General features: G+C 63.8%; 11 protein-coding genes. 8 read left to right on the forward strand and 3 right to left on the reverse strand.

Annotated elements, in window-relative coordinates:
* Positions 1–6: 6 nt before the first annotated feature.
* Together BPHY_RS25730 and BPHY_RS25735 are read left to right on the forward strand one after the other, a co-directional pair.
* Entirely contained in the window at positions 7–1008 is a 1002-nt protein-coding gene (locus BPHY_RS25730) for an FAD binding domain-containing protein (protein WP_012404384.1), read from the forward strand.
* A gap of 21 nt (positions 1009–1029) precedes the next feature.
* Entirely contained in the window at positions 1030–3258 is a 2229-nt protein-coding gene (locus tag BPHY_RS25735) for a xanthine dehydrogenase family protein molybdopterin-binding subunit (RefSeq protein WP_012404385.1), read from the forward strand.
* A gap of 31 nt (positions 3259–3289) precedes the next feature.
* Here the strand turns inward: BPHY_RS25735 and BPHY_RS25740 are convergent, their stop codons facing one another.
* From BPHY_RS25740 to BPHY_RS25750, 3 genes are read right to left on the reverse strand one after another with little or no spacing between them, the layout of a single operon-like run.
* Positions 3290–4558, reverse strand: coding sequence for an MFS transporter (locus BPHY_RS25740; RefSeq protein WP_012404386.1), 1269 nt, complete (start codon positions 4556–4558; stop codon positions 3290–3292).
* Between the two features lie 28 nt (positions 4559–4586).
* Positions 4587–5408 (reverse strand): siderophore-interacting protein, encoded by an 822-nt coding sequence (locus BPHY_RS25745; protein ID WP_085965113.1) that lies wholly within the window; start codon positions 5406–5408, stop codon positions 4587–4589.
* A 31-nt stretch (positions 5409–5439) separates the two neighbouring features.
* Entirely contained in the window at positions 5440–6204 is a 765-nt protein-coding gene (locus BPHY_RS25750) for a PadR family transcriptional regulator (protein WP_012404388.1), read from the reverse strand.
* Positions 6205–6549: 345 nt separating this feature from the next.
* Here BPHY_RS25750 and BPHY_RS25755 point away from each other — a divergent pair, with 345 nt between their 5' ends.
* The 6 genes from BPHY_RS25755 (at position 6550) to BPHY_RS25780 (ending at position 12195) form a co-directional block, all read left to right on the forward strand.
* Positions 6550–7530 carry a chromate resistance protein ChrB domain-containing protein gene (locus tag BPHY_RS25755; protein WP_041764763.1) on the forward strand — a complete coding sequence of 327 codons (981 nt, stop codon included), beginning with the start codon at positions 6550–6552 and terminating at the stop codon, positions 7528–7530.
* Positions 7527–8711: a chromate transporter gene (locus BPHY_RS25760; RefSeq protein WP_012404390.1), complete on the forward strand. Its 1185-nt coding sequence runs from the start codon at positions 7527–7529 to the stop codon at positions 8709–8711. The genes BPHY_RS25755 and BPHY_RS25760 overlap by 4 nt, the downstream gene beginning before the upstream one ends.
* Positions 8712–8911: 200 nt before the next feature.
* A complete protein-coding gene (locus BPHY_RS25765) occupies positions 8912–9412 on the forward strand; it encodes a DoxX family protein (RefSeq protein ID WP_012404391.1) in 501 nt (166 codons plus the stop codon).
* 62 nt (positions 9413–9474) lie between these two features.
* On the forward strand, positions 9475–9906 hold the full coding sequence (locus BPHY_RS25770; protein WP_012404392.1) for a chromate resistance protein ChrB domain-containing protein: 432 nt from the start codon (positions 9475–9477) through the stop codon (positions 9904–9906).
* Positions 9893–11149: an MFS transporter gene (locus BPHY_RS25775; RefSeq protein WP_012404393.1), complete on the forward strand. Its 1257-nt coding sequence runs from the start codon at positions 9893–9895 to the stop codon at positions 11147–11149. The genes BPHY_RS25770 and BPHY_RS25775 overlap by 14 nt, the downstream gene beginning before the upstream one ends.
* Positions 11150–11271: 122 nt before the next feature.
* Positions 11272–12195: a DUF1259 domain-containing protein gene (locus BPHY_RS25780; protein ID WP_012404394.1), complete on the forward strand. Its 924-nt coding sequence runs from the start codon at positions 11272–11274 to the stop codon at positions 12193–12195.
* The last annotated feature ends 199 nt before the right edge of the window (positions 12196–12394 follow it).

The following is a 12394-nucleotide window of genomic DNA, read 5'->3' on the forward strand; positions in this document are numbered from 1 at the left end:
GCCGCGATGGAACTGTTCCAGCTTTCACGGGCGACCGACGTGCGCGACGCCGTCATGGCGGGCGCCGCGTCGCGCACGGCGCAACAGGGTGCGCAAGTGCGCTTTCTGGCGGGCGGCACGACATTGCTCGATCTGATGAAGCTCGACGTCGAGCACCCGGCGCGTGTGGTCGATATCAGCCGGCTGCCGCTCGATCGCGTCGAAACCACCGACGAGGGCGGCGTGCGCATCGGCGCGACCGTGCGCAATGCCGACCTCGCGCTGCATCCGCTGATCCACGAACCGTACGCGGTGTTGTCGCAAGCGCTGCTGGCGGGCGCGTCCGCGCAGCTGCGCAACATGGCGACGACGGGCGGCAACCTGCTTCAACGCACGCGCTGCGTGTACTTTCGCGATACCGCCATGCCCTGCAACAAGCGCATGCCCGGTTCGGGCTGTGCGGCACGCACCGGCTTCAACCGCACGATGGCGATACTCGGCACGAGCGACGCGTGCATCGCGACGAATCCGTCGGACATGAACGTCGCGCTTGCGGCGCTCGGCGCGACGATCCAGATTCTGGGAGTGAAGGGCACGCGCACCGTCTCCATCGACGACTTCCATCTGCTGCCGGGCGATACGCCCGAGCGCGAAACCGTGCTCGAACCCGGCGATCTCGTCACGCACGTGACGCTGCCGCCGATTCCCGGCAGCCGCTCGCTGTATCTGAAGCTGCGCGATCGCGCGTCGTACGAGTTCGCGCTGGCGTCGGCGGCCGTGGTCGTCAACATCTCGGAGGGGCGCATCGCGCGCGCGCAGGTCGCGCTCGGTGGCGTCGGTACGAAGCCGTGGCATGCGCGCGAGGCCGAGGCCGAACTCGCGGGCGCCGTGCCCGATGCAGCGAGCTTCGCGCGTGCCGCCGATGCCGCGCTCGCCGACGCGAAGCCGCAGAGCCAGAACGGCTTCAAGATCGAACTGGCGCGGCGCTGCCTGATTCATGCGTTGACGCAGGTGACGCAATCCGTCTGAAACTTCCTGAGGACTTCTTTCATGTCCACTGTGTCCGATTCCCTGCTGTCCGTCGTCGGGCAGCCGCAATCGCGCATTGACGGTCCGCTGAAAGTCAGCGGACGCGCGCAGTACACGTCCGATATCGATCTGCCTGACATGCTGTACGCCGTGCCCGTGTGCGCGACGATTGCGAGCGGCCGCGTGACGTCGCTCGAATTCGCCGCCGCGCAGTCGATGCCCGGCGTGCGGGTCGTTCTGCATCGCGGCAACGTGGGGCGCTTCTATCGCATTGCGGGCAATTCGATGGACACGGGCTACGTCGACGAAGCGCGCCCGCCGTTCGAAGACGACGTGATCCGTTATTACGGCCAGTATGTGGCCGCTGTCGTCGCCGATACATTTGAAGCGGCGAGCGCTGCCGCGGCGGCCGTCAAGGTCGGCTACGAAACGGCGGAGCATGACGTCGCCGACGAACTCGAGCCAGCCGGCGAACCGCAGGTTCAGAGCGAACGCGGCGACGCGGCGGCTGCCTATGACAAAAGCGAAGTGCAACTCGACGAGACCTATGTGACGCCCGTCGAAACGCACAACCCCATTGAGTTGCATGCGAGCATTGCGGATTGGGACGGCGACGGCTACACGTTTTACGAGACCACGCAGGCCGTCTCCAATCATCAGGGCACGCTGATGCAGATGCTCGGCTTGCCCAGGGAACGTGTGCGCGTGATCTCGCGCTATCTCGGCTCGGGCTTTGGCGGCAAGCTGTGGGTGTGGCCGCATACGCTGCTCGCGGCGGCCTCATCGCGCCATACGGGGCAGCCGGTGAAACTCGTCGTGAGCCGCAAGATGATGTTCCAGAACGTCGGCCATCGTCCGACGACGCAGCAGCGCATGCGACTTTCAGCCGACAGGTCGGGCAAGCTTACGTCGGTTCGTCACGACTACCTGAATCATGCCGCACTCGCCGACGACTACGAGGAAAGCTGCGGCGAGATCACGCCCGTGCTGTACAGCGTGCCGGCTTTGCGTGTGACATCGGGACTCGCGCGGCGCAACGTCGGTTCGCCGACGTCGATGCGCGGGCCTGGCGCCGTGCCCGGCCTGTACGCGCTCGAATCGGCGATGAACGAACTCGCCCGCAAGCTCGATATCGACCCCGTCGCATTCCGTTTGATGAACGAGCCGAGCGTCGATGAGTCGACGGGCTTGCCGTTTTCGTCGCGGCATTTCGTCGAATGTCTGAAGACGGGCGCAGAAAAATTCGGCTGGGCGCAGCGCACGGCGGCAGTCGGCTCCATGACGCGCGACGGCATGACGCTCGGCTGGGGTGTCGGCGCGTGCGGCTGGCCTGGGCTGCGTTTTTCAGCGGAGGCCACCGTCGATCTGTGCGCGGACGGCACGGCGCGCGTCGTGTGCGGCACCCAGGACCTCGGCACGGGGACGTACACGGTGCTCGCGCAACTGGTCGCGGGCCACGTGGGCATTCCCATCGACAAGGTTCAGGTGGTGCTCGGCGATACGATGCTGCCGCCCGGGCCGATTTCGGGCGGATCGGCGGCGACAGCCTCCGTGATACCCGCCGTGCTGCAGGCAGCGCGCGCCGCGACAGACAGGGTCCTCGCACGTGCCGTGGCTGTCGAAGCGTCGCCATTTCACGGCGCGGACAAGGACACGCTCGCATTCGGCGCGGGGCGCGTGCATCGCAAGACGGATGCGCCGCAGCAGGGCGTGCCGTTCGCGCAGATTCTGCAGGCCGCGAAGATGCACGCGGCTTCAGGCGAGGGCAGTGCGCAGGGCGGCTTCGACGATCCGCTCAAAAAGCACCATTCGATCTACTCGTATGGCGCGCATTTCGCCGAGGTCACGTGGCACCCGGAAACCGCGCGGCTGCGTGTGAGCCGCGTCGTGACGGTGATCGACGGCGGGCGGATGATCAATCCGCGCGCCGCGCGAAATCAGGTGGAAGGCGCGGTGGTGATGGGCGTCGGCATGGCGCTGTTCGAGCACACGGTGTACGACCCGCAAAACGGCGCGCCCATTAACAGCAATCTCGCGGATTACATCGTCGCGTCGCATGCGGATGCGCCCGCGCTCGACGTCTCGTTTCTCGACTATCCCGACCCCGTGTTCAACGAACTGGGTGCGCGCGGAATCGCGGAAATCGGGTTGGCGGGCGTGGCGGCCGCCATCACGGATGCCGTGCATCACGCGACGGGCGTGAGAGTGCGCAAGCTGCCCGTGATGATCGAGGACCTGCTCGCGGGCTGAGCCGCGACGGTGTGGCCTCGCTGCCAGCAGGTCATGCTTCGCCGACCGCTTCGGGGCTCGCAGCAGGCGTCGCCGCGGCGCCCGCTGCGTTGTGCTCGCCCGCACCGCTTACGCGCCCGATCCACCAGCACGCAAACACGGCCGCTGCAGCCGCGAGCCACCCGACCGTGCCGTAGCCCGCGATCTGCCCTTGCGCGGTGTTCGACAGCAGCAGGCCGCCGAACCACGCGCCGCAGCCGGTGCCCATCGCCTGCACCGCACTGTTCGCGCTCAGGAACGCGCCGCGCGTTTGCGGCGCGGGGACGGTCGTGAGCAGGGCCTGCATCGGCACCATCCGCGACGACATTGCGACCATGAAGACCGGGAAGAACACCACCATTGCGTAGAACGGAATGTCGGGCAAGTGCGTGACGAACAGCACGGGCAGAATCGACAGCAGCGCGGCGATGCGGAACACGCGCTTCTTGCCATAGCGGTCCGACAGCACGCCCACGCGCCGAGACGTGAAGAATGTCGCCGCGCCGCCCGCCATATAGAGCCACGACAGATCGGCGGGCGCGACGCCGTGATTCGCGACGAGGGTCGGCGCGATGAACGGAATGACCAGCATGTGTCCGATCATCACGACGAAGGTCAACGCGAAGGCATTCAGGTGGCGCAGGTTCGAGAACAGCTGCCACAAATCGGGCAGCACCTGCGCAAGCGGCACGCGCTGCTTCTGCAGATGTTCCGTCAGCGACGGCACAATGCGCAGACCGCCCATCCAGATCACGCAGGACAGCACGACCAGCAGCACGAAAGGCGAAGCCCAGCCGAAGTGCGCGCCGAGCATCACGCCAGCGGGCACGCCCGCGATCGCCGCGAGCGAGAACGCCGTCATGATCGTGCCCGTCGCCGCGCCGCGTCGCGACACGGGAATCACATCGCCGACGATGGCCATCACCACCGATGCCAGCACGCCGCCCGTAATGCCCGCGAACGCGCGTGCCGCGAGCAGCAATGGAAAGTTCGTCGCTAGCGCGCAGCCGAGATTCGACAGCGCAAACAGCGCGTAGATCGCAAGCAACAGACGCCGACGGTCGAAGCGGTCGATATAGGTGGCGGCCAGCAGGCCCGACAGCCCCGAGCACCACGAATACGCGGAGACGGCCGTCGCGAAGCGCGCGGGCGAGATCTCGAACGCATGCATGATCTGCGGGCCGAGCGGCATCATCACCATGAAGTCCATGATGATGGTGAATTGCGTGAGCGCGAGCAGCCACAACAGGCGCCGCTCGTGCCCTTCGTTCAAGGGAAGCATCCAGTCGCTCCGGGTTGATTGAGAGGCGTCAGTCGTCGAGATTTTCGTGGACGGCCTGTTCGCCCTGTTTCCAGTACGCCGACGCGCGAATTCGCGATTTGTCGATGCCGCGTTCGTTGACGAGGTGCTGACGCACCGCACGCATCGTCGCCGCTTCGCCCGCCGCCCACACGTAGCCGTCGCCGTCCGGCACGAAGGTTTCGCGCACCGCTTTCAGCAGTTCGCTGCCTCGATACGCGCCTTCGCTGCGATAGCGCCATTCGATGTACAGATCGGCCTGCGTGTCGAACTCCATGCGCGCCGACGGATCGGCGACCTCGAGCAGGGCCGCGACGCGCGCGCCTGGCGGCAGTTCCGCGAGGCGCCGGCCGATGGCGGGCAGTGCGGTATCGTCGCCGATCAGCAGATGCCAGTCGAAGCCCGTCGGCACGACGAACGAGCCGCGCGGCCCGCCGACGCCGAGATATTGCCCGGCTTTCGCCTGCGCCGCCCACGCGGCGGCAGGACCGGTTTCGTGCATCGCAAATTCAAGGTCGAGTTCGCGCGTGTCGCGATCATAGCGCTTCGGCGTGAAATCGCGCGCGACAGGGCGCGGGCGGTCAGCCGGAAACACAGGGCCATCGGGGCCCATTGCCGGCAGCGCCGGCTTGTCTTCGCCGGGTGCCGGAAAGAACACTTTCACGTGATCGTCGAACGAGGCGGACACGAAATCGTGCAGATCGTCGCCCGTCAGCGTCACGCGGATCAGATGCGGCGTGACGGTTTCGACGCGCGTTACCTGCAGCAGGCGGAACTTCAACGGATGACGCACACGCGTCACGGTCAGATCGGGTCGGATTGCTGCTTGCACAGGTTGTTCTCTCAAGATGTTCGGTCGGCGCTCAGGCTGTTTCGCCGGGCGTGTTGCCGCCCTTCTCGCGCGGCTTGCTTTCGATTTCGGCCGTGGCGCGCGCGAGGATCCCCGCGATGCGCCGCTGTTCTTCCGGCGATGCGTTGTCGCGAAGCAGCAGCGCATGTTTCAGCGCGCGGCGCGCCCGCACGAATTCGGGCAGCCAGCCTCCGTATTCGCCTGCGCTCTCGTCGCCGGTGTCGCCGCTTTCGCCCGTCTCGCCCGCGAACGCGCGGCGCACCGAGTCCATCTTGCGCGCGATGTGCGAGAGCTTCGCGAGCATCAGGTCCGCGCGCTCACGATTGCCTGCGAGGTACTCACGGCCCGCGTCGGCGAGCGAATAGCGCTTGCGGTTGCCTTCCAGTTGCACCGTCACGTAACCGAGTTCTTCCAGATACGTGAGGGCCGGGTAGACCATGCCGGGACTCGGCGTGTAGAAGCCGTTCGAGCGCGCTTCGAGCGCCTTGATCAGCTCGTAGCCGTGGCGCGGCTGCTCGTCGATCAGCGCGAGCAGGAGCAGTTGCAGATCGTCGGACGTGAATTTGCGGCCGCGCGGGAAGCCATCGCCTTCGCCGCCGAAACCGCCACCAAAGCCGCCGCCGAACGGACCGCCGTGGCGGCCGCCGCCGCGTGGATGGCGGCCGACTGCGTGCCAGAACAGCTGGAAGCGCTCCTTGAAGCCAAGCAACGGGGAATCGCCGGCAAAAGCGGGATCGCGGGCGAAGTCACGGGAAAAGCGATAGTGGTGATGACCCATGTGGCACCTCCGAATAGTCTTAAGATGTATCGTAAGATATATATCTAAAGATAATTCGTCAAGGGAAACTTCGGTCGCTCATTGGGGGCGGAGCAAAGTCTGCGGGAACGTAAGGTTCGGTGTGCGGATGCAACAAGGTCTGCGGGAACGTGAAAATTCAGTGGTCTTGCGTTCGCCAGCTTAGGTCTCGGGGCCTGCCAACCCATCGGAACTTCGGTGTCGCAGAGCGTTGCTGTCGCGAGCCCGGGCCACGTGGCACGGTCGCGTAACCGCAATCAGGCACGAAGCGCAAATCACACCAAATCCATCTTGTAGGGTGTGTAACACATGTGTAGATTATGCTACATGAACACATCTACCACCTGGTCACTCCTGGTCCTCACGCTCCCCACCGAAAACGCCACGGCCCGCATGCGCTTCTGGCGGGCGCTGAAAGCGAAGGGGTGCGCGGTGCTGCGTGATGGCATCTACCTGCTGCCTCACACGGAAGAACGTGAGCAGATGCTGCGCGAACTCGCGGGCGCCATCGCCGACAGCGGCGGCACCGCGCATCTGCTGCGCGCGGCGAGCCTGGACGCCGCGCAGGAAGCGGAATTCCGGGCGTTGTTTGACCGCAGTGAAGATCACGCGGAGTTCATCCGCGCGCTGAAGGACGCGCGCAAGTCGGTTTCGGGCCAGTCAGCGGCTGACCTGACAAAGCTGCTTCGCCGACTGCGCAAAGACTACGAAACGATCGTCGCGATCGACTACTTCCCGGGCGACGCCGCGACACGTGCCGAAGCCGCGTGGCAGGACTTCATCGGTCTGGTCGACACCGTCCTTTCGCCAGGGGAACCCCATTCCGCCGAGCGTCCTATCCGGAGCCTGTCGATCAGCGACTACCAGGGGCGCACGTGGGCCACGCGGCAGCACATGTGGGTCGATCGCGTTGCGAGCGCCTGGCTGGTCCGGCGCTTCATCGATCGCGATGCGCGGTTCATCTGGCTGACATCGCCCAGTGCCTGTCCTGCCGACGCACTCGGTTTCGACTTCGATGGCGCTGCGTTCACTCATGTCGGTGACCGTGTGACGTTCGAGGTGCTGATCGCGAGCTTCGGTCTTGAGAAGGATGCCGCGCTGGTTCGGCTTGGCGAGATGGTCCATGCGCTTGACGTCGGCGGCGCTGCCGTTCCGGAGGCCATTGGCTTCGAAGCCGTGATGGCGGGCGCACGGGAACGCGCAGCGGACGATGACCATCTGCTCGACGAGATGAGCGGGGTGCTCGACTCGCTCTATACGCACTTTGCATCGACAACAAAAAACCGGGACGAGAGGAAGCGGTCGTGAACACCACTACAGCAACGGCGCCGGGCTACACGCTCGGTCAATTGGTCCTTTACATGCTCCGGCTTGGCACCTTTGGGTTTGGCGGACCTGTGGCACTCGTTGGTTACATGCATCGCGATCTCGTCGAACAGCGCCCGTGGCTCAGCGAGGACGATTATCGTGAGGGCCTCGCGCTCGCGCAGATGATGCCGGGCCCCCTTGCCGCACAATTGGGCATCTATCTCGGCCATGTGCACTACCACATCATCGGCGCGACGCTGGCCGGGATCGCGTTCGTCCTCCCTTCGTTCCTGATGGTGGTCGCACTCGGCTGGGCATACGCGCACTTTGGCGGCCTGTCGTGGATGCAGGCGGTGTTCTATGGGGTCGGCGCTGCCGTCGTCGGGATCATCGCGATGAGCGCCTACAAACTGACCACGAAGACCGTCGGCAAGAACCGGCTGCTGTGGGCCATCTACCTGACGCTCGCCATTGTGACGGTGCTCACGGAGTCCGAGATTGCCTGGCTTTTTATTGCGGGCGGCCTCATCAACTGGCTCGTCGTTGCGCCACCGAAATGGCTCAGCAAGAGCGGGCTGAATGCTGTCGCAACGGCACAGGTACCGGTCGCGAGTGGCGTGCTCAGTGGCTTTGACTGGCCTCTGCTCGCCCAGATCGGACTGTTTTTCACGAAGGCGGGCGCGTTTGTGTTCGGCTCGGGGCTCGCAATCGTGCCGTTCCTTTACGGTGGCGTCGTTACCGAGCATCACTGGCTCAATGACAAGCAGTTCGTCGATGCGGTGGCCGTCGCGATGATCACACCAGGGCCGGTGGTGATTACCGTTGGGTTCATCGGCTATCTGGTCGCGGGATTCGCAGGAGCCTGTGTAGCCGCGCTCGGCACCTTCCTGCCTTGCTATCTCTTCACGGTGCTGCCAGCCCCGTATTTCAAGAAGTACGGCAAGTTGCCCGCCGTCAAGGCATTCGTCGACGGCATCACTGCCGCGGCCGTGGGTGCCATTACCGGCTCGGTGATTGTGATTGCGCGGCGCTCGATCGTCGACTGGCCGACTATTCTGCTCGCGCTCGCGACAGTGCTGCTGCTGTGGCGCTTCAAGAAACTGCAGGAGCCGATCATCGTCATCGCGGCGGCGCTTATCGGTCTTGCTGTGTACCCGTTGATCCATACGCACGGTTTCTAGTGGCAGCGGCGCCGGCAAATCTTGAGGGATGGCAACCATGACAACAGCCAGACGTCGACACACGACAGGCGCGTTGTCCATGCAGGAGTTGCGATGCGCAACGCGTCAGCAGGAGCGCGTTCGTAGCAACGACGAGGCAGCCCGGCCAGTCAGCGACGGCTGCCGGAAAGCCAGCCGTCTGATAAAGGAGGAACACGACCATGCGGCTGCTGACCAGATCAAACGTGCTCGCTGCCGTCAACACAGGCGGGCCGCAGTGGGTCGTACCCACCCGTGTGGCTGTCGGCGTCATGCTTCTGTTTCCGGCGGATGGGGCAGTTCAGCAACTGTTGGCGTTCTCACATCCCGGTTTTTCTGTGTGGCCTCCCGGTGCAGTTGCTGTCGGTCTTGCCATTCGCGGATTTGAGGTGCTGGCAGGAGTTAGCTTTGTCGCGGGATTCGGGATCAGGCTGTCGGTCTATCCCGCAGCGGCAATCTTCGCTGTGCGGGCTTTGGTGAATTTCGCCAACACGTTTGCCTGGTTGCGAGACGCCGTCTCCGCAGTCTTCGTTCCCCACGGCGATTGGGCCTACGGCGCCCTGTATCTTGGCGTCGCACTGCTGCTTGGCGACTTGCAGGTGACGGGCAGTGGCAGATGGTCCATCGATTACTGGCTTTGCAAGAGACTCAACCCGCAGGCGAAGCCTGATGCCCGACGTTGAGTCAGAGGAAGACAACGATTGACCGCGATATCACGGCCTGTCCCTCATGAAGGAGCAACCTCATGAAATGGATCACGCGCGAACGTCCGAAAATCGATCGTATCGCCTGCCCGTGGCTGATCGCCCGTTTCATCGACAAGGAGCCAGAGTTTCTATACGTGCCTCGTGGCGAGGTGACGCGGCTCGCACAGGAAACCGGCGCCATTCCGTTCGATGTGCCGGGCGTTGAGCTTGGTCACCACGGTGAACTATGCAGCTTCGATGCATTCCTGCAGAAATATCAGCTGGACGACTCTGCGCTGCTCAGGCTTGCCCGCATCGTGCGTGGCGCCGACACCGGCCTGCTCGATCTTGCGCCCGAGGCCACTGGTCTTTACGCCATCTCGGTTGGCCTGTCACAGAACTTCGGTGACGATCACGAGCAGTTGCGACAAGGCATGATCGTTTATGACGCGCTGTTTGCGTGGTGTAAAAGCAGCAATGAACACACGTGAAGAGGGACGCACGGTTTCGCTGACTGACCGGATGTCCCGCTGGATATTGCCGGCTGGCGTTGACAGCGCGGCGCGGTTGCTGCTGGCAAGCCGTGGACTGCGCGGTTTCTGTGACGGATTCATCGCGGTGTTGCTTCCGGCATATCTACTTGCACTCGGGTTTGGACAGCTCGACGTCGGCCTGATCGGCACCACGACGCTCATTGGCTCCGCCGTGGCAACCATCGCGGTCGGTGCGCTTGCCAATCGGTTCGCGGCAAGGCGGATGTTCATTTTTGCCGCCGCACTCATGATCGCTACCGGGGTCGGCTTTGGCGGGCTATCGTCCCTGCTGCCGATTCTGATCGTGGCCTTTGTGGGCACGCTCAATCCGAGCTCAGGCGACGTCAGCCTCTTTCTTCCTCTCGAACAATCGCGCCTTGCCGAAATGGCAGCTGGCGACGCGCGAACGGCCTTGTTCGCGCGCTACAGTCTGATCGGTGCGGTGTCGGCGGCGGTCGGCTCTCTGGCAGCGGGCCTGCCCGCGTGGCTCGTCGCGCATACAGGTATCGCGGAACTGCTGGCCATGCGTGCGATGTTCCTGTTGTATGCGGTGACGGGTGTTGTCATCTGGTTGCTGTACCGTCGGCTGCCGCGTTCCGGCACGCAGGCTCACGTCCACACCGCACCGCTTGACCAGTCGCGCGGCATCGTGACGCGCCTCGCGTTGCTATTCAGCGTGGACGCGTTTGCCGGTGGCCTCGTCGTCAACACACTGCTGACGCTGTGGCTCATGCAACGCTTCGGCCTGCCGGTTGGTGCGGCGGGCCAGTTCTTTTTCTGGGCAGAACTGCTTACCGCGCTCTCCCAGCTAGCGGCTCCGCCCCTGGCCCGGAAAATCGGGCTGCTCAACACGATGGTGTTCACGCACATCCCAGCAAGCCTGTGCCTGATCGCCGCTGCCTTCACTGCTTCATTACCAGTGACCCTGGTGCTGCTGCTCGTTCGTAGCGCGTTGTCGCAGATGGACGTTCCGACGCGTACCGCCTACGTGATGGCGGTGGTCACGCCTTCCGAGCGGCCTGCCGCGGCGAGCTTCACGTCCGTACCGCGAAGCCTTGCGGCGTCGCTTGGGCCGTCACTGGCGGGAGGTCTGATCGGATTCGGATGGCTCGGTGCGCCGCTCATTGCCTGCGGCGCTCTCAAGATCGCCTACGATCTTTCGTTGCTTTTCCTCTTCCGCCACGTCAAGCCGGATGACTGAGGGAGAGCGGTCGAAGCAATTTTTACTATACCGACGTGAGGAGCCAACCAGGGAGCGCGGATTTATCGACAACACCCTTTCCACGCGCGTCCTACTTACCCAATGTCAAGGAGGAATCTCTGATGTCTTCGTTAAGACGCCTCTCGCAAGTATTCGTCATTTCGATCGGTATCTGTGCGACCGCCAGTCAGGTTGAAGCACAACAGCAGGGCACAGTCGATGCCGGCCGCATCGAGCAGATCACCGGTCTGAAAGGCACGTATTCCAAACAGGAGAAGGTGTTCAAGATCTCGAAACCGCGCAACGACGTGAAAGTCCAGGTAGACGGCTTGACCATGCCACCGTTCATGGGGCTGACGTCCTATGCGGCATTCAAACCCGCCCAGGGTTCGCAGGTCATGATGATGGGCGATACCGCCCTGTTCGAAGATGAAGTCAATCCGGCAATGAGCGCTGCCCTCGACGCCGGGCTGGAAGTGACCGCGCTCCACAACCACTTCTTTTTTGACCAGCCCAAGGTGTACTTCATGCATATCGGTGGCCACGGTGACGCGGCCAAGCTCGCGGAGGGTGTCAAAAAGGTCTACGACCGGATAGCGGAGGTCCGTTCTGCGCACGCCGATCCTGAAAGCGCTTTTCCCGGACAGATTGCCAATCCGAGCAGCATCAGTCCGGCGCCACTCGAAGTGGTATTCGGGTCGAAGGGCCAGACGAGCAAAGGCATGTTCAAGGTGGTCGTCGGCAGGACAGCCAGCATGCAGGGTGTGACCGTCGGCAACGAGATGGGTGTCAACACGTGGGCCGCATTCGCCGGCACAGACGACGAAGCAGTTGTCGATGGCGATTTCGCGATGCGCGAGAGCGAATTGCAGGCCGTGCTGAAGAGCATGCGCGCATCCGGGATCAATATCGTGGCAATCCACCAGCACATGACGGACGAGACACCGCGCATCCTGTTCCTGCACTATTGGGGCAAGGGCAAGGCTGTCGATCTGGCGAAGGGGGTCAAGGCCGCCCTGGATGCGCAAAGTGCAAGCGCGCGGTAACTCTACGGTGTCTTTTTAGCGATGCCACAACTCTCACGCGTGTATGCGCTTTGGCGACGGGAACGGACGAGATCGTCTTTATGGCCATGCTTTGCCACCCCGGATTGCGACTCCGCTGGCGCGCCATCATAGTTCCTCGCAACAGAACACGAAAAAATGGGTGTTATGGGATGGCGCGGTAATCAGCAACACACCCCAA

Source organism: Paraburkholderia phymatum STM815, assembly GCF_000020045.1.
Lineage (GTDB): Bacteria > Pseudomonadota > Gammaproteobacteria > Burkholderiales > Burkholderiaceae > Paraburkholderia > Paraburkholderia phymatum.

Coding starts and splice junctions, on each gene's coding strand:
- BPHY_RS25730 (WP_012404384.1), top strand. CDS start 7: ATGGAACTGTTCCAGCTTTCACGGGCGACCGACGTGCGCGACGCCGTC.
- BPHY_RS25735 (WP_012404385.1), top strand. CDS start 1,030: ATGTCCACTGTGTCCGATTCCCTGCTGTCCGTCGTCGGGCAGCCGCAA.
- BPHY_RS25740 (WP_012404386.1), bottom strand. CDS start 4,558: ATGCTTCCCTTGAACGAAGGGCACGAGCGGCGCCTGTTGTGGCTGCTC.
- BPHY_RS25770 (WP_012404392.1), top strand. CDS start 9,475: ATGAAATGGATCACGCGCGAACGTCCGAAAATCGATCGTATCGCCTGC.
- BPHY_RS25780 (WP_012404394.1), top strand. CDS start 11,272: ATGTCTTCGTTAAGACGCCTCTCGCAAGTATTCGTCATTTCGATCGGT.
- BPHY_RS25765 (WP_012404391.1), top strand. CDS start 8,912: ATGCGGCTGCTGACCAGATCAAACGTGCTCGCTGCCGTCAACACAGGC.
- BPHY_RS25750 (WP_012404388.1), bottom strand. CDS start 6,204: ATGGGTCATCACCACTATCGCTTTTCCCGTGACTTCGCCCGCGATCCC.
- BPHY_RS25755 (WP_041764763.1), top strand. CDS start 6,550: ATGAACACATCTACCACCTGGTCACTCCTGGTCCTCACGCTCCCCACC.
- BPHY_RS25775 (WP_012404393.1), top strand. CDS start 9,893: ATGAACACACGTGAAGAGGGACGCACGGTTTCGCTGACTGACCGGATG.